The organism is Terriglobus tenax (assembly GCF_025685395.1).
Classification (GTDB): domain Bacteria; phylum Acidobacteriota; class Terriglobia; order Terriglobales; family Acidobacteriaceae; genus Terriglobus; species Terriglobus tenax.
In genome coordinates this window covers 116,888-132,747 of the sequence record NZ_JAGSYA010000003.1, presented here as the reverse complement: position 1 = coordinate 132,747, position 15,860 = coordinate 116,888, and the positions used below count along the sequence as shown (strand labels likewise).

The 15,860-nt window shown below is 60.3% G+C and carries 14 protein-coding genes; 6 read left to right on the top strand and 8 right to left on the bottom strand.

The window, feature by feature from the left end; translation table 11 throughout:
* Nucleotides 1-8: 8 nt before the first annotated feature.
* The 5 genes from OHL13_RS00645 (at nucleotide 9) to OHL13_RS00625 (ending at nucleotide 7,466) form a co-directional block, all read left to right on the top strand.
* Nucleotides 9-848: a zf-HC2 domain-containing protein gene (locus tag OHL13_RS00645; RefSeq protein WP_263408180.1), complete on the top strand. Its 840-nt coding sequence runs from the start codon at nucleotides 9-11 to the stop codon at nucleotides 846-848.
* Entirely contained in the window at nucleotides 845-1,996 is a 1,152-nt protein-coding gene (locus tag OHL13_RS00640) for a B-box zinc finger protein (protein WP_263408179.1), read from the top strand. Before OHL13_RS00645 ends, OHL13_RS00640 begins: the two co-directional genes overlap by 4 nt.
* Before the next feature lie 5 nt (nucleotides 1,997-2,001).
* Nucleotides 2,002-3,735, top strand: a complete 1,734-nt coding sequence (locus tag OHL13_RS00635; protein ID WP_263408178.1) for a DUF4097 family beta strand repeat-containing protein — start codon at nucleotides 2,002-2,004, stop codon at nucleotides 3,733-3,735.
* Between the two features lie 18 nt (nucleotides 3,736-3,753).
* Nucleotides 3,754-5,049, top strand: coding sequence for a serine hydrolase domain-containing protein (locus tag OHL13_RS00630; protein ID WP_263408177.1), 1,296 nt, complete (start codon nucleotides 3,754-3,756; stop codon nucleotides 5,047-5,049).
* Between the two features lie 101 nt (nucleotides 5,050-5,150).
* Nucleotides 5,151-7,466 carry a Tex family protein gene (locus OHL13_RS00625; protein ID WP_263408176.1) on the top strand — a complete coding sequence of 772 codons (2,316 nt, stop codon included), beginning with the start codon at nucleotides 5,151-5,153 and terminating at the stop codon, nucleotides 7,464-7,466.
* A gap of 74 nt (nucleotides 7,467-7,540) precedes the next feature.
* On the opposite strand, the gene OHL13_RS00620 is transcribed toward OHL13_RS00625, so the two are convergent.
* The 8 genes from OHL13_RS00620 to rplM all read right to left on the bottom strand — a co-directional run bounded on the left by OHL13_RS00620 (nucleotide 7,541) and on the right by rplM (nucleotide 14,419).
* The gene (locus tag OHL13_RS00620) at nucleotides 7,541-8,392 is read right to left on the bottom strand and encodes an aldo/keto reductase (protein WP_263408175.1); all 852 of its coding nucleotides are present in this window, start codon (nucleotides 8,390-8,392) and stop codon (nucleotides 7,541-7,543) included.
* Between the two features lie 230 nt (nucleotides 8,393-8,622).
* Nucleotides 8,623-9,369 (bottom strand): SDR family NAD(P)-dependent oxidoreductase, encoded by a 747-nt coding sequence (locus OHL13_RS00615; RefSeq protein ID WP_263408174.1) that lies wholly within the window; start codon nucleotides 9,367-9,369, stop codon nucleotides 8,623-8,625.
* A gap of 102 nt (nucleotides 9,370-9,471) precedes the next feature.
* Entirely contained in the window at nucleotides 9,472-10,170 is a 699-nt protein-coding gene (locus tag OHL13_RS00610; RefSeq protein ID WP_263408173.1) for a MarC family protein, read from the bottom strand.
* Between the two features lie 201 nt (nucleotides 10,171-10,371).
* Nucleotides 10,372-11,553 (bottom strand): RtcB family protein, encoded by a 1,182-nt coding sequence (locus OHL13_RS00605; protein ID WP_263408172.1) that lies wholly within the window; start codon nucleotides 11,551-11,553, stop codon nucleotides 10,372-10,374.
* A gap of 145 nt (nucleotides 11,554-11,698) precedes the next feature.
* The gene (gene tsf, locus OHL13_RS00600; protein ID WP_263408171.1) at nucleotides 11,699-12,364 is read right to left on the bottom strand and encodes a translation elongation factor Ts; all 666 of its coding nucleotides are present in this window, start codon (nucleotides 12,362-12,364) and stop codon (nucleotides 11,699-11,701) included.
* Nucleotides 12,365-12,511: 147 nt separating this feature from the next.
* The gene (gene rpsB, locus OHL13_RS00595; RefSeq protein ID WP_263408170.1) at nucleotides 12,512-13,423 is read right to left on the bottom strand and encodes a 30S ribosomal protein S2; all 912 of its coding nucleotides are present in this window, start codon (nucleotides 13,421-13,423) and stop codon (nucleotides 12,512-12,514) included.
* A 141-nt stretch (nucleotides 13,424-13,564) separates the two neighbouring features.
* Nucleotides 13,565-13,960, bottom strand: coding sequence for a 30S ribosomal protein S9 (gene rpsI, locus OHL13_RS00590; protein ID WP_263408169.1), 396 nt, complete (start codon nucleotides 13,958-13,960; stop codon nucleotides 13,565-13,567).
* A gap of 24 nt (nucleotides 13,961-13,984) precedes the next feature.
* Complete coding sequence (gene rplM, locus OHL13_RS00585) at nucleotides 13,985-14,419, bottom strand: 50S ribosomal protein L13 (RefSeq protein ID WP_263408168.1); 435 nt, start codon at nucleotides 14,417-14,419, stop codon at nucleotides 13,985-13,987.
* Nucleotides 14,420-14,876: 457 nt separating this feature from the next.
* On the opposite strand from rplM, the gene OHL13_RS00580 reads away from it, so the two are divergent.
* Nucleotides 14,877-15,749 (top strand): energy transducer TonB, encoded by an 873-nt coding sequence (locus OHL13_RS00580; protein WP_263408167.1) that lies wholly within the window; start codon nucleotides 14,877-14,879, stop codon nucleotides 15,747-15,749.
* Nucleotides 15,750-15,860 lie beyond the last annotated feature (111 nt).

Below are 15,860 nucleotides of genomic sequence, written 5' to 3'. Positions count from 1 at the left end.
TGGCGGAGATGAACCAATTCGGAGCGCAGAACCCAGGCAGCCGCGCCGGCGGCATGGGATGCGCGGAGTGCGAGGCAATGCTGACCGACGCAATCGACGGCCTGCTTACCCCCGAGCTGCGCGCACGGTTTGACCTTCATCTGCTGGGTTGCGAGGACTGTGCGATGGCGTTTGAAGACGCACAGCGCGGCGCGGCCTGGCTGGAGATGCTCAAAAGCGATCGTCCGGAACCAACGGTCGACCTGATGGCCCGCATCCTGGCCCAGACCTCGGGCGTGCAGGCGGCGCAGCCGGCTTATGTGCCCGCGGTGCAGCCGGTGCTGGTTCAGCCGATCGCCGCCCGCTGGTCCACACGCATCACCGGCTGGTTCAACCTGAAGGGCTTCGGGCAGTCCCTGCTGCAGCCGCGCCTGGCCATGACCGCCGCGATGGCTTTCTTCTCCATCGCGCTGACCCTGAACCTGGTGGGCGTACGCATTACCGACCTGAAGGCCAGTGACCTGTCGCCGAGCAGCCTGAAGCGGACCCTGTACCAGACCAATGCACGCGTGGTGCGCTATTACGACAACCTGCGCGTGGTCTATGAGCTGGAGTCGCGCGTGCGCGAACTCCGCCAGGATGACGAAGCTCCGGCGCAGAACCAGAACAACGGCCAGAAACCACAGCAGCAGAATCAGCAGAAAAACGAAGAAAAGCGGCCGCGGAACGGATCGAGCCGCAAAGAGAACCTTCGACCCAGCTACGTTCTGACAGCGCAGCTGGATCCAAGAGCTTTGCAGTACTACTCCCAGGGTGTAGTCCCCACCGCCGTCCGCGTGGACGGCAAGACGGAAAGAGGCACGGTATGATGTGCGCCAACCATAACGATCGCGAACATGTGGCGTTCTGCCAGAACTGCGGCAAGCCTCTTTGCCAGGAGTGCACGCGGACCGTGGGCACTGCTGTCTTCTGTGAACCTTGCCTTGCCGCCAAGATCTCGGGTGCCGTTCCTCCGCCTTCCGCCAGCACTGGCTGGCAGCCTGTCTCTGGCGCCGCCTATGGCACTGTTCCGCCGCCTGCCAGTGGACCGAATCCTAGCCTTGCCGGTCTGCTCGGCCTTATCCCCGGCGTGGGCGCCATGTACAACGGCCAGTTTGCCAAAGGCATTGTTCACCTGGCCATCTTCGCGGTGCTGGTCTCTCTTTCTGACCATGTCGACGGCATCTTCGGCATGTTTGTGGCTGGCTGGATCTTCTACATGGTCTTCGACGCCTACCAGACGGCCAAGGCCCGTCGCGATGGTACGCCGCTGCCCAATCCCTTCGGACTGAACGAAGTAGGCGAGAAGTTCGGTTTCGGCAAGGCGTGGCCCTCGAACAACGCCACCGGCCCGGTCGATCCTTCAGCAATTCCGGTGGATCCGGTCGTTCCTCCCCCGCCGCCCGCGGGCTGGAGCGCTCCGTATACACCTCCGGTGAACCCCTACGCGGCTCCTCCCGTACCACCGATGCCTTCGGCCTATGACCCGAACTGGCAGCCTGCGCCGGCCAACCGCTTTCCTGCGGGAGCCGTCTGGCTCATCGGCCTGGGACTGGTCTTCCTCGTCGGCAACACCGGCATCCTGGGTGGCATGAGCATGCGCTACCTGTGGCCCTTCCTGCTCATCGGCTTCGGCATCTGGATCTTCGTCCGCAAGATGACGGACGCCGGCATGTCCCTGGGCGATGACGGCACCCCGGGCTACCGCCTGCGCGTTCTGCGTGCCCTGCGCGGCTCGGTATGGATCATCGTTGCCGGAGTTCTGTTCCTGCTCAACGAGACGCATGCCCTGAGCTGGGGGCATAGCTGGCCCATCTTCCTGATCGTTGTCGGCGTGCTGGCCATTGCCGAGCGTGCCGCCTACTCTGACGCTGCTGCCTCGCAGTACTATGCGCAGCCCACGGCCACCGCAACCGGCCCGGCTGCACCCACCTCCACAGGCGTGGAACCCGCTGACCGTGACGGAGAGGCAAGGTAAGCACGATGGGCACGACACCTCCAATCGATCCGCGTTTTCAGCGTGAGCAGTGGCGCCAGCAGCAGCGCATGGCACGCGAGCAGGCAAAGGCCCAGCGCGATGCGTGGCGCTCCCAGGCAAGAATGCAGCGCGAGCAGATGCGCTGGCAGATGCGGCAGTACCGCCGCGGCTCCATCGTTGGCCCGCTTCTGCTGGTTGCCATCGGCATCGTCTTTCTGCTCATCCAGACCGGCCGCATCGGCGCCAACCAGTTCTGGGTATGGTACGGACGTTTCTGGCCCCTGGTCCTGATCGGCATCGGCGTTCTGATGCTGGCCGAATGGGCTGTCGATCACTATGTGCGCTCCAGCGATACACCTCCCGTGCGCCGCAGCGCAGGCGGCGTGGTCTTCCTGGTGATCCTGCTGGCCCTTATCAGCTTTGCGTACACCGATGCGCGCCGCGCCAATGGCTGGTTCGCCCGTAGCTTCCACGTCAACGGCGATAACTGGGACGAGTTCACCGGCGACAAGCACGAGAGCGATATGGCGCCCGTCGAGCAGTCCTTCCCGGAGAATGGAACGCTCACCGTCGACAACCCGCGCGGCGACCTCACCGTCTCCGGCACCAGTGACGACGGCAAGATCCACATCACCGGTCACAAAGAGGTCTACTCCGACTCGGATTCCGATGCTGAGCAGAAGGCAAAGAATATCGAGCCGCGCATCTCCACCAGCGGTAACAGTGTCGTGGTCAGCATCGCTCCTGAAAAGGGCACCAAGATCGACCTCGACATTACCGTGCCTGCCTCCGCAGTGGTAACCGCCACCGCCAACCGGGGCGAACTGCATGTGCGCAACCTGAAGGCTCCTGTAAACCTGACCGCCAACCACGGCGATGTCGATATCTCGGCCATCACCGGCACGGTGAATGTCCACATCAACAACAATGATTCCTCGTTGAACGCACACTCGCTGACCGGCCCGCTGAACATTGAAGGCAAGATCGACGAACTCAGCATCTCCGATGTGAACGGCCCGGTACAGATGCGTGGAGACTTCTTCGGTGCGGGACACATCGAGCGTATCCAGGGACCGATGCAGATGCGCACCAGCCGCACGGAGCTCCGCTTCGTCCGCCTGGATGGCCACATCGACATCGACCCCGACCACGACATGACGGTCGAAGAAGCGCTTGGCCCCATTGTGCTGAACACACGCAACCGCGACATCGTACTGAACCGCGTTGCCGGCGATGTGACCGTGAGCAACAAGAACGGCAGTGTCGAGATCGGCGTGGCTGAGCCTGCCGGCAACATCACCGTAACCAACCGCAGCGGCGATGTGAAGCTGACCATTCCCGAGAAGGCCGGCTACACCGTATCTGCCGATACCAAGAACGGCAGCACGGATACCGACTTCTCGCTCGAGCACAATGCAAGCGGCGATCACCGCACGCTCTCCGGCACCATCAACGGCGGAGGCAAGCAGATTCACATTGTGAACTCTGAGAGCGATATCTCCATCAACCGCAACATGCTGGCGCCCATTCCTCCAATGCCTCCGGTTGCGCCGAAGATCACCATTACGAAGCCAAGCGCCCCGGCGACGCCAGAGATTCCAGCGCTCGATATTACCGATTCTGACGGAAGCCGTGTCATCATCAACAAGAACGGCATCATCGTTCGTGACCGCAGCACAAAGGTCACGAAGAAGAAAAAGGAAACCTCCAACACCAACTCCAACGACAACGATTTCTAAGGAGACGAGTCCAGGTCGATGCGATTCGAATCAGTCGTTCGCGGAAGTTTGCTCGGGGCCGCTTTGTTTGCGGCCCCGTTTGCGTCTCAGGCACAGAGCACGATTCACCGTCTGGATGGCACCACGCTCACTCCAGCAGAGGCTAGCTCTATTGTGCGCGGGACTTTGACTGCCGGACATATCACCGGAGCACAGATCGCAATTCTGAACCACGGCAGACCCGTGTGGGTACAAAGCTTTGGCCTGCGCAACGTGGCCCAGGCTCAGCCCATCAATAACGACACGGTGATGTATGCGGCATCCATCACCAAGGGCGTCTTCGCAACCTTCGTCATGCAGCTGGTGCAGGCCAACGAGCTCGATCTCGACAAGCCCATCGCCGAGTATCTGCCGAAGCCTTTGCCTGAGTACGACAAGTACAAGGGACTGGCGGATGATCCTCGCTGGCAGAAGATCACCGCGCGCCATCTGCTCTCGCACACCTCCGGTCTTGCCAACTTCGCAGCCCTGGAACCCGGCGGCAAGCTGCAGCTGCACTTCAACCCGGGCACGCGCTTTGCCTACTCCGGTGAAGGTCTGAACATGCTGCAGTTCGTCATTGAGCAGAAGACCGGCCGCAGCCTGCGCGACATGATGGAAGAACATCTGTTCACACCGCTGGGCATGGCACGCACCGGCATGAGCTGGAAAGACAGCTTCGCATCGAACTATGCCGATGGTTATACGCCCGATGGCAAACTGGTGGAACATAACCGGCGTGTCAATCCCCGCGGCGCAGGATCCATGGACACCACCATCAGTGACCTTGTAAAGTTCACGCAGGCATTGCTGGCCGGCAAGCTGCTGAACGGTCCCTCGCAGGCGCAGATGTTCGCACCGCAAATCCAGATCCACACCGCGCACCAGTTCCCTACCCTCACAGAAGAGCTCTCAGACGAGCCCGTCAGCGTTGGCCTTGCCTATGGCCTTGGATGGGGTCTGCTGACCAACACCAGGTACGGCCGCGCGTTCTTCAAAGAAGGACACGGCGACGGCGCTCAGAACTACATGATCTGCTTTGAAAAGACGCAGGACTGCATGATCATGCTGACCAACAGCGAGAACGGCGAACTGGCCTTTAAGCCGCTCTTCGAAAAGCTGCTGGGCGACACGGTCACGCCTTGGGAATGGGAGAGCTACACTCCTGAACAGATCCGTCAGAACCAGATCAACGATCATCCGGAGCTTGCTCCTCCGCCCGCACCCAAGCCGAAAAAACAGAGCTGGGTGAAGAAGGAAGCAGAGAAGCTGAAGGAAAAGACCAGGAAGTACTAATAGGCGCCTGCTTTCCCCACCCTTCCGATCAGGAGGGATGGGGAAAGCTTTTCCCCGCCCTACATTTCCTCACCGCCAATTCCATTAAGATCAGCAGAGACATGGCTGAATCGAAGTTTCCCGCTCTTGCTCTCCCGTTGTTGCAGCACATTGCCAACGAACTGAATGTTCCGCTGCGTGGCCTGGTTTCTGTGATTGAGCTGTTGGATGACGGCGGCACCGTCCCCTTCATCGCGCGCTATCGCAAGGAAGCCACCGGCAACCTGGATGAAGTCCAGATCCGCTCCATTGAAGAGCGCGTCACCTACTTCCGCGAGCTGGTTGCGCGGCGCGAGTCGATCCTCGCCTCCATCGCCGAACAGGGCAAGCTGACCGATGAACTGAAGGCCCGCATCGATGCCGCCATGGACAAGAGCGAGCTCGAAGACCTGTACCTGCCCTACAAGCCCAAGCGCCGCACCAAGGCCACCATTGCCCGCGAGGCTGGCCTGGAGCCGCTGGCCGACTACCTGTGGGCGCAGCAGCGTACCGGGCAGGACCTGATCACACTGGCCAACACCTTCATCGACGCCGAGAAGGGTGTGGCTGACCTGGATGCGGCGCTGGAAGGCGCACGCCACATTGTTGCGGAACGCATCAGCGAAGACGCCAACCTGCGTAAGGAGCTTCGCCAGGTGCTCTTCGACGAAGGCATGATCGTGAGCCGCAAGGTGATGGAGCTGGAGGGCGACCCGCCGAAGGACCCGCAGGAAAAATTCAAGATGTACTACGAGTACCGCGAGCCGGTGAAGACCATCCCCTCGCACCGCATGCTGGCTGTCCGCCGCGGCGAAGAGGAAGGTGTGCTCTACTTCCTGATTGAGAGCGACCAGGAGCGGGTTCTCGCACTTCTGCGTGCGCGTATTCTGCGCGACCAGGGCGACTGGACGCAGCAGATGACGCTGGCTCTCGAAGATGCATGGACACGCCTGATGAAGTCGTCGATCCAGAGCGAGATTCGTCTCGAACTCAAGCGCCGCTCGGACAAGGAAGCGATCGACGTCTTCCGCGAGAACCTGCATCACCTTCTGCTCGCGCCGCCTGCTGGTCCGCTCGCCGTGCTGGGCGTTGATCCCGGCCTGCGCACCGGCTGCAAGCTGGCAGTTGTTGACGAGACCGGCAAGTTCCTCGCGCACGACGTGATGTATCCGCATACGGGCAAAGCGCAGGTGGAACAGGCGAAACAAAAAGTGGCCGCGTTGTTGAAGGGCCACAACGTGCGCGCCATCGCCATCGGCAACGGCACCGCATCGCGCGAGACCGACCAGTTCATCCGCGATTTCCTGCGCGAGCACAACCTGCACACCATCTTCTCCGTCACGGTAAGCGAGAGCGGCGCCAGCGTCTACTCCGCTTCCGACATTGCACGGCAGGAGTTCCCTGACCTCGACCTTACGGTGCGCGGAGCCATCTCCATTGCGCGACGCCTGCAGGACCCTCTGTCAGAGCTGGTAAAGGTTGATCCCAAGGCGATCGGCGTGGGCCAGTACCAGCACGACGTCGACCAGCGCCAACTGCAGGAGTCCCTGGAGCAGACCATTGAGAGCTGCGTAAACCGCGTCGGCGTTGACCTGAACACCGCGTCATGGACGCTGCTGCGTTATGTCGCCGGCGTCAGCGAGCGCATCGCGCAAGCCATCGTCAGCTACCGCGATGCCAACGGCAAGTTCAACTCGCGCGCACAATTGCTGGAGGTCTCCGGTGTTGGACCTAAAACCTTCGAGCAGGCCGCGGGCTTCCTGCGCATTCGCGGCGGCGTCAATCCGCTGGACTCCACCGCCGTGCACCCGGAGAGCTACAAGATCGTGGAGCAGATTGCTTCCGCTATCGGTACGCCGATTGAAGATGTGATCAGAAATCCGCAACTACTGGAAAAGGTTGATAAAGCCAAGCTGGATGCGGGCGCGTTCACGTTGAACGACATCCTGGAAGAGCTGCGCAAGCCGGGCCGCGATCCGCGCGAGAAGTTCATCGCTCCCAGCTTTGCCGAAGGCGTCAACGAACTCAGCGATCTGCAGGAAGGCATGGTGCTGGAAGGCGTTGTCACCAACGTCACCAAGTTCGGAGCCTTCGTGGACATCGGCGTCCACCAGGACGGCCTGGTCCACATCAGCGAGCTCTCGAACAAGTTCATCAAGGAGCCGTCTGAGGCCGTGAAGACTGGCCAGATTGTGAAAGTGAAGGTGCTGAGCGCCGATGCCAAGACCAAGCGCATCGCACTCTCCATTAAGCAACTGGAAGCACCTGCCGGACCGAAGATCAAGAACGGCAACAACCGTCCCGACAATCGGAACAACAAACCGAAGTCCGCTCCCCCACCGCCGCAAACGATGGAAGACAAGCTCGCCGCACTGAGTGGCAAGTGGAAGACACGATAGTGCAGCCATAATCCTGGTCTGACGCGCACAGAAAAGGCCCGGCTCTCGCCGGGCCTTTTCGCATCCACAACAACTTACTTCACAGCGCTTTCGATCTCATTCATCTCAGACTCGGAAAGCGTAATCTCCGCGGACTTCATATTCTCTTCAAGATGCTCCACCGAAGATGTTCCAGGGATCGGCAACATCACCGGGCTGCGATGCAGCAGCCATGCTACTGACAGTTGCGCCACCGTCGCACCATGGCGCTTTGAGACCTCGTCCAGCTTGCCGCCCGGCTGCGCCAGTTTTCCAGCAGCTACAGGAAACCACGGGATGAACGCAATGTTGTGCTTCTCGCAGTACTCCAGCACATCCTCATGCTGGCGATCGCCGACGTTGTACATGTTCTGCACGCTCACAACCTCGATCACCTTGCGTGCCTGGTCGATCTGGTGCGGCTTCACTTCACTCAACCCAACATGGCGAATCTTACCTTGCTTCTGCAGCTTCGCAATCACGCCAAGCGACTCTTCCACCGGCACCTTCGGATCAAAACGATGCAGCTGCCATAGATCGATCACATCGGTCTTCAGGAACCGCAGGCTCATCTCCACCTGCTGGTTCAGATACTCCGGACGTCCAACCGGCAGCCACACATCCGGCCCAGGACGCGTGAGTCCGCCCTTGGTGGCCACTACGACGCCCTTGGGATACGGGGCCAGTGCCTCACCAATCAGCGGCTCGCTTACTGCCGGGCCATAGCTGTCCGCCGTGTCAATAAAGTTCACGCCCAGCTCCACGGCACGCTTCAGAACACGCTTTGCCTCGTCGGCATCCTTCGGAGGACCCCAGATACCGCGGCCTGTGATTCGCATCGCTCCGAATCCCAGCCGGTTCACTTCCATATCGCCGCCAAGTTTGAATGTCTTCACGGGTGTGCTCATCGTTCTCGCTCCTGTGGTTGTGTTTGAAAGTTTAGAAAGGGCCCGGATCGTTTCGAAGACTTGTCATCCCGACCGGAGGCGCCTTGTGCCGTAGTGGAAGGACCTGCATTTTGAAGGCTTATCGATAGGATGCTCAAGACACCACCGATGGATTCCTGTCTTCGCAGCCATTCGCAAAAGCAGACAGGTCCGGCATCTGCCGGACCTGTCTGCCCTGCCTAACGTGGGTCTTACACGTTCACGACACCACCGGAGACGAACAGCGTCTCACCGGTTACCCAGCGCGCATCATCCGATGCGAAGAAGGTGACCACGGGGGCGATATCGTCCGGCTGGCCAACGCGGCCAAGCGGCGTCTTAGAAACCACATCCTTCTCAAAGTCGCTTCCCATGAATCCGGCCGTACCTTCCGTCTCCACCAGGCCCGGGTTGACGGAGTTCACGCGGATCTTCTTCGGCGCAAGCTCCTTGGCCAGCGAGAAGGTGATCGTATCCACAGCGCCCTTGGTGCCGGCATATACCGAAGCAGAAGCTCCGCCGGTCTTCACCACCGAGCTGATGTTCACAATGCTGCCGCCCTCAGCCGGGAACAGCGGAACCGCTGCCTGCGTGACCTGCAACAGGCCAAGCACATTGACGCCGTACTGGCGCTGGAACTCCTCGGCCGTAATCGCTTCAAGCGGCGAGAAACCATACACACCGGCGTTGTTTACGAGTACGTCCACCTTGCCGAACTGCTTCTTCACCTCGGCAAACAGGGTCTCCACCTCGGCCTTGTTCTCCACGCGGCCGCCAATGGCGACTGCCTTGCCGCCAGCCTTCGTAATCTCGGCAACAACCTTTTCCGCACCCTCGCGGCTGCTGGCATAGTTCACCACAACCGTTGCTCCGGCTTTGGCCAGATCTTTTGCAATCGCTGCTCCAATGCCCTTGGAAGCTCCCGTTACCACTGCCACTTTATTCGCCAGACGTCCCATGACTTTCTCCTTCGTCGCCTCGTCATCACTTCGACAATTCGACGCACATCTAATTGATGGAGCGGGCCCAGAGAACGATGCAACTCTTTTTTCAACACGCCGTCAGTGCGCCAGCTTCAGCACAGAGAGCAGCAGTTGCCGCGCGCCGTTCCAGGCAATCTGTACACCGATGCAGAGCAGGATGAACGAGATCACCCGCAGAATGCCGTGCGTGGTGGAAGGAGAAACCTTCGCCGTAATCTTCGCAGCATGGGCGTAAAAAAAGTACACCAGGACACACTGCACCACAATGGCGAGGAACAGGCCGACATGCCCAAGCACCGCTTCCGTATCGAAGCCACCCGAGAAACGCGCGGTGAGCGTCAGCAGCACCACCAGAGTTCCCGGTCCGGCGGTGACGGGAAAGGTGAAGGGATAAAAGGCCTTGTCCTCCAGGCCGCGCACCCGCGTCTCGCTTTCCATGCGGACCTCTTCCATCTTGTCGTTGGCCGCTGCGGTGGAGTCCTTCTGTTGCAGCACGGACCAGCCGATGGCGGCGATGACAATGCCTCCGGCCACCTGCACAATGGGCAACGAGATGCCAAAGAAGTTCAGGATGGACGAGCCCAACAACTCAAAGATGGTAAGGAAGATGATGGTGTTGGTGGCGATCTTGCGCGCCAGCCTGCGGTACACCTGGTCCGGCGCCTCGCCCACCAGCCCGAGAAACACCAGCGCGGACCCGGGTGGATTGATCAGCGGCAACAATGCACTGAAGGCAATAAGAAACGAGTTCCAGACAATGCGCGAGTGCTCCAGCATGCGTTAGCTAGTGTCTCATCTTTCCGCGCGGCTTCTTCTTCTTTCGACTACAAGAGGTAGAGACGGTGCGGCAATGCAGGTCTCTCCACTCCGCTTCGCTCCGGTCGAGATGACAAGTTGTGTGGCGGTTCTGGCACGGATGAACCGTGTCCTTAAGCAAGACGAAAGGCCCGGCTTATCGCCGGGCCTTTCTGTTGTGGCTCAATCCTTATACGGATCGAACTCGTTCGCTCCTGCCATGGCTACGCCCAGCGGGGTGAGTGTGTGCAGCACACGGACGGTCTCGCCATGTTCTGCGATGACTTCGTGCAGGCGCTTGTAGCAGTGCGGGCTCTCATCCAGACCACCACCACGCAGCACGACGCCAGAACCCTGCATCCACTCGTTCATCATCTGCGAGGTCACAAGCCCCGGACGCTTGCATTCACCGGTCTTGCGGTCGTACACACCGGCTGCCTGCTTACGTCCCATCACGCGGCCTGCACCGTGCACAGTGGAGTACAAAGCCGTCTTTGAGTCCGGAGAATCAACGCCCTCCAGAATCACCGACTGCTCGCCCATCGTGCCTCCGACGAAGCCCTTCTGCCCCGGGAAGGCTGGTGTGGCTCCCTTACGGCAAACCCACATCTGCTTTCCGTCGTGCTCCTCCAGCCAGGCGAAGTTGTGGTGGTTGTGGATCTCCTCCACCACGTTGGCACCCAGCAGACGAGCGACACGGTCGCATACCCAGTCACGTCCGGCGTACGCGTACGCTCCGCCCAACTGCATGGCGTGGATGTACTGCGCTCCCAGGTCGCTGGTCACATCCAGAAACACGGGATCAACCATCATGCCGTCCTTCGCCCCCGCAGCCTTCAGGAACCACGTTGCAATGCCATGGCCCAGCCCGCGCGAACCGAAGTGAACGCCAACCCACACGCAGTCCTGCTCGTCGACAAAGATGTCGACGTAGTGGTTGCCGCTGCCAATGGTGCCAAGCTGCGACTGTGCCTTGCGCTTCAGCGGCTTCGCAGCTTCCGTGTCCCAACCCGGATGGCCATCCTTCGCAAAGATCGCATGGTCCACATCCTCGTTGTTCTTACGACCCATACCGAAGGAGAGCGTACGCCAGACATCGTCCATAATCTTCGTGATGTTCTGCCGCACTTCCGCCGCCGGGATATCCAGCCGCACGGCCTTATTGCCGCACGCGATATCAAAGCCTACGGCCGTAGGGCTGATACGTCCCTCCGCTGCAATCACACCACCGATCGGCACACCATATCCAAGGTGCCCGTCGGCCATCAGGGCCATGTAATCCGCATGGCGGGCGCAGACCTTCGCCTGTTCCAGCGTGTTCTCTTCATGCTTTCCCCATACCGGGATTTTTTCTACAAATTGCATTTGCTCTCCTTCCTTTCTGATCTCTGCACGCGAGCAAGTGCGCAGGAACGTGGTTGAGTGCCGTCTCGGCGCAACTCGCGTTAACGGCAAAATAAAAGGCCCGGGCTGTCGCCCGGGCCTCGTAAGTGCGGATCCGAAGTCAGACTTATGCCTGAGCTTCCTCCGTCGAAGCGGCGATCTTGGTGGTGGCTACGGTCCAGTTGGACTCGCCTACTTTGAAGCGGGCGAACCGGCGGACGGAGATGTTCTCGCCCATCTTGCCGACCTTCTGGCCGATCAGCTGGCCGATGGTCATCGACTGCTCCTTGATGAAGGGCTGATCCAGGAGGCAGAACTCCTCGTAGAACTTGCCCATCTTGCCCTCAAGCATCTTCTCGATGATGTTGGCCGGCTTGCCGCTGGCGGCAGCCTGCGCGCGGAAGATGTCCTTCTCGCGCTCGATGTCCTCTTCCGAAACCTCTTCGCGCGTAACATAGCGCGGATCGGTGGCGGCGATGTGCATCGCGATGTCCTTCACCATCTCCTGGAACTCGTCGGTACGGGCAACGAAGTCCGACTCGCAGTTGACCTCGATCAGAACGCCGATCTTGCCGCCGGCATGGATATAGCTCGAGACCAGGCCTTCGTTGGTCGAACGCGAAGCCTTCTTGGCAGCCGACGCCATGCCGCGCTTGCGCAGCACAACGAACGCCTCTTCCATGTCGCCCTTGGACTCCTGCAGAGCCTTGAGGCAGTCGCCCATCGGCGCGCCGCTCTTCTCGCGGAGTTCCTTTACCAGCTTTGCATCAATCTTTGCAGTCTCAGTCGCCATTGTCAGTTCCCTTCGTTACAGTTCAAATCTTCGTTGATTTAGCAGCCGGCGGACATCAATGTCCGGTTACGCGGCTGACATACAAAAAGAGCGTGGTCGCCAATACCCCGGCAGCCACGCTCCCCTTGTGAAAGTTCGTGTCTGCTTTTATGCGCCGGCTTCGGCTGCAGCAGGCTCCGGCTCGCTCTCGGTTTCGGTCTTGCGGATTCCGCCGCCCAGGGCAGCTTCCAGATCCACAGTCTCCTCTTCCTCAGCGGCAGGCGCAGCGGCAACAGCCTCAACGGCCTCGCCCTCTTCGCCTTCTTCAGCGATGAAGTGCGACTCGGTCGTGACCGGGGTCACGTCGGTGTACTCATCGGCAAAGGCCTTGTCGCCAACCATCTGCACGCCCTCATAGGCGGCATCGGCAATCTTGGTCGTGAACAGGCGGATGGCGCGCAGGGCGTCATCGTTGCCGGGGATCACGTAGTCCACAACGGTCGGATCGCAGTTCGTATCGACAACGGCGACAACCGGGATACCGAGCTTGCGGGCTTCGGAGACGGCAATGGCTTCGTTGTTCGAGTCGACGATGAAGATCGCGTCCGGCAGGCGCCGCATGTTCTTGATGCCGCGCAGGTTGGCGTTCAGGTGCTTGCGCTCGCGCTCCAGCTTGATGACTTCCTTCTTCGTCATCAGCTCATAGCGTCCGTCGGTCGACATCTCGTCGAGCTCCTGCAGGCGCTTGACGCTCTTCTGCACGGTGACCCAGTTGGTCAACAGACCGCCAAGCCAGCGGTTGTTGATGAACGGCATGCCTGCGCGCTCGGCTTCCTCTGCCACGGCATCCTGCGCCTGGCGCTTGGTGCCGACAAACAGAACCACCTTGCCCGAGCTCGTCATATCGGTGACGAACTTCGCGGCTTCCTTGAACATCTTCAAGGTCTTCTGCAGGTCAATGATGTAAATGCCGTTGCGCTCGCCAAAGATGTACTCCTTCATCTTCGGGTTCCAACGCTTGGTCTGGTGCCCGAAGTGTACGCCTGCTTCGAGCAGCTCCTTCATCGTAATGCTTGCCATTTCGGCTCCTTATTCAGGTCATCAGGCCAGTACAACAGAGCGGCCGATTGATCCCGTTCGTGGGAAATTTAACTACTTGCCTGATGGCGGCCCCGAAGGACCGCCACCAGGTACATCCAGATCCAAACCAGCAGCCAGCGATTAGCGCTTGCTGAACTGGAAGCGCTTGCGGGCGCCCTTCTGACCGTACTTCTTACGCTCCTTGGCGCGAGCGTCGCGGGTCAGCAGGCCATCGGCCTTCAGGGTCTTGCGCAGCTCGGGGTTTACCTCGAGCAGGGCGCGGGCGATGCCCATCTTCACGGCATCGGCCTGGGCAGCAACGCCGCCGCCACGCACCGTGGTCAGTACGTCGAACTGGCCCTCAAGCTGGGCCGTCTGCATCGTGCGCTTCGCGCTGGCACGCTGCTGCTCGGTCACGAAATAGACGTCAAGCGCCTTGCCGTTGACCTTGAACTCGCCCGTACCCGGACGCAGGAAAACACGAGCGATCGCCGACTTGCGGCGACCCGTGCCATAGTACTGAACCAAATCCGCCATAATCTCTCTAATCCCCTAAACCGTTTATGCCGACAGCTCAACAGCCTCAGGCTGCTGTGCCAGGTGCGGATGCTTATCTCCGCGGTAAACCTTCAGCTTGGTCGCCATCTGGCGGCCCAGCTTGCTCTTGGGCAACATGCCCTTGATGGCCTGCTCCACGATCGCCTCGGGCTTGCGCTCGATCAGCTTCGAGAACTCTTCCTCACGCAGACCGCCCGGGAAACCGGTGTAGCGGCGGTAGATCTTCTGCTGGCTCTTCAGACCGGTCAGCTTGATCTTCTCCGCGTTGATCACGATGACGTGATCGCCCGTATCAATGTACGGGGTGTACTTCGGGCTGTTCTTGCCCGTGAGGATATTCGCCGCACTGCTGGCAAGACGTCCAAGCGTCTTGTCGGCTGCGTCTACTACAAACCACTTGCGATTGATGTCCTTTGCGCCGGGCACAAACGTCGACATTGCTGCTTCTCCTGAAACCAAAATCCTTCGAAACGACCAAAACCTTGTTTCCACACGGCCAAAGCGGGGCGAAAATGCCGCTCCCGGACACGCCAGGTGGAGTATGCGCTCAATGCAGTGGGTGCTTTCGGGGTCCTCGTCCGGCTATGCGAACGTTACCGGAAGGCCGGGCCACAACGCCGGTTTCCCGGCCTTTTGCCCCTCACCCCCAGGCTGCCCCAGGTGGATCCACGGCGTAGTTCCCCCGCCATGAAGACGCGGAACTGCGCGAGCCTTAACAGTAACCCACTTTTTAGGAGGAGTCAACGAAGATACCTCCCAGGAACACGGGCATTTCCACCCCGTCCGTGGGCAAACCAGGCCTGTTCTCTATTCTACCCCGTTTTGCACCATAACCGGTGCAGACATCACAGGGGGATTCCCACCCCTGTCCCGCAAAATCCAGTACCCTGCCTTCATGCGCCGTTTTCTTCCCCTTGCGCTCGTCCTGCTGTCTTTGTTTTCCCCTGCCTTCGGCCAGTCCACCGACGCCGCTTTGGGCAAACGCCTGCTCAACCGCCAGTTCCTGCTCCGCGGCTGCTGGCAGGGCGCAAACCTGTGGTTCACCGCCGACGGGCGGCCGCTGAACGACTACCCCGAGCTTCCCTTCACCCTCTCCGGCGTAAAAATCGACCACCTCAAGCTGCAAAAGAACGGCCTCGATCTGGAGGCCCATCGCATGGGGCTGCAGGTTGACGCAAAACACCATGGCGCTGTCCGCTGGGTCCCCATCGCCCTGGCGGATACTCCCAACGACCGCACCGGCGCGGAGAGCCTGCATCTGCACATCAGCCCGCCGCCCTCCGGAGATTACACCTCCTCTCTGGACGCCATCTTTGCCGACTCCGTCAACGACCTGGCTCCTCTCCTGCCCGCCTATTGGCGGTCGGCGGCCAAGCAGTTCTTCGGTCTGGACAACCAGCTGATTCCCTCTGCGCAATGGCTTCACGGGCCCGATCTGAAGAGTTACGCGAGCCTTGGTTCCTTCACCGGGCAGGGGCGGCCTCAGCCTTCCACCGGCAATACAGTGCAGCCAGCATTGCTCTCCGGCGTGAACCCGGACTTCACACCGGCGGCGCGGCGGCTGAAGTATGCCTCGGTTGTTGTGCTGCAGTTCACCGTCAATCCGGATGGGACGGTTGCCAATCCGCAGATCATCCAGCCCGCGGGACTTGGCCTGGATGAGGCAGCCATTGCCGCCGTGCTGCAGTATCGTTTCTCTCCGGGCACAGTGGACGGAAAACCGCAGTCCATGCAGATCGGCACCGCTGTCCGCTTTGAAATCCGCTAGATACGAACGGGAACCCACCAAATAACAGGGCCGGATGTAACCAAATCCTGACGGCACGCAACCAAAACAGGTACAGCGGGTTAGACACTCCGAGCCCACCCGCGAAACCTG

What these genes read in the sequence shown, in the direction of transcription:
- OHL13_RS00645 (WP_263408180.1), top strand. Translation starts at nt 9, where the DNA reads ATGAACCAATTCGGAGCGCAGAACCCAGGCAGCCGCGCCGGCGGCATG.
- OHL13_RS00640 (WP_263408179.1), top strand. Translation starts at nt 845, where the DNA reads ATGATGTGCGCCAACCATAACGATCGCGAACATGTGGCGTTCTGCCAG.
- OHL13_RS00635 (WP_263408178.1), top strand. Translation starts at nt 2,002, where the DNA reads ATGGGCACGACACCTCCAATCGATCCGCGTTTTCAGCGTGAGCAGTGG.
- OHL13_RS00630 (WP_263408177.1), top strand. Translation starts at nt 3,754, where the DNA reads ATGCGATTCGAATCAGTCGTTCGCGGAAGTTTGCTCGGGGCCGCTTTG.
- OHL13_RS00625 (WP_263408176.1), top strand. Translation starts at nt 5,151, where the DNA reads ATGGCTGAATCGAAGTTTCCCGCTCTTGCTCTCCCGTTGTTGCAGCAC.
- OHL13_RS00620 (WP_263408175.1), bottom strand. Translation starts at nt 8,392, where the DNA reads ATGAGCACACCCGTGAAGACATTCAAACTTGGCGGCGATATGGAAGTG.
- OHL13_RS00615 (WP_263408174.1), bottom strand. Translation starts at nt 9,369, where the DNA reads ATGGGACGTCTGGCGAATAAAGTGGCAGTGGTAACGGGAGCTTCCAAG.
- OHL13_RS00610 (WP_263408173.1), bottom strand. Translation starts at nt 10,170, where the DNA reads ATGCTGGAGCACTCGCGCATTGTCTGGAACTCGTTTCTTATTGCCTTC.
- OHL13_RS00605 (WP_263408172.1), bottom strand. Translation starts at nt 11,553, where the DNA reads ATGCAATTTGTAGAAAAAATCCCGGTATGGGGAAAGCATGAAGAGAAC.
- tsf (WP_263408171.1), bottom strand. Translation starts at nt 12,364, where the DNA reads ATGGCGACTGAGACTGCAAAGATTGATGCAAAGCTGGTAAAGGAACTC.
- rpsB (WP_263408170.1), bottom strand. Translation starts at nt 13,423, where the DNA reads ATGGCAAGCATTACGATGAAGGAGCTGCTCGAAGCAGGCGTACACTTC.
- rpsI (WP_263408169.1), bottom strand. Translation starts at nt 13,960, where the DNA reads ATGGCGGATTTGGTTCAGTACTATGGCACGGGTCGCCGCAAGTCGGCG.
- rplM (WP_263408168.1), bottom strand. Translation starts at nt 14,419, where the DNA reads ATGTCGACGTTTGTGCCCGGCGCAAAGGACATCAATCGCAAGTGGTTT.
- OHL13_RS00580 (WP_263408167.1), top strand. Translation starts at nt 14,877, where the DNA reads ATGCGCCGTTTTCTTCCCCTTGCGCTCGTCCTGCTGTCTTTGTTTTCC.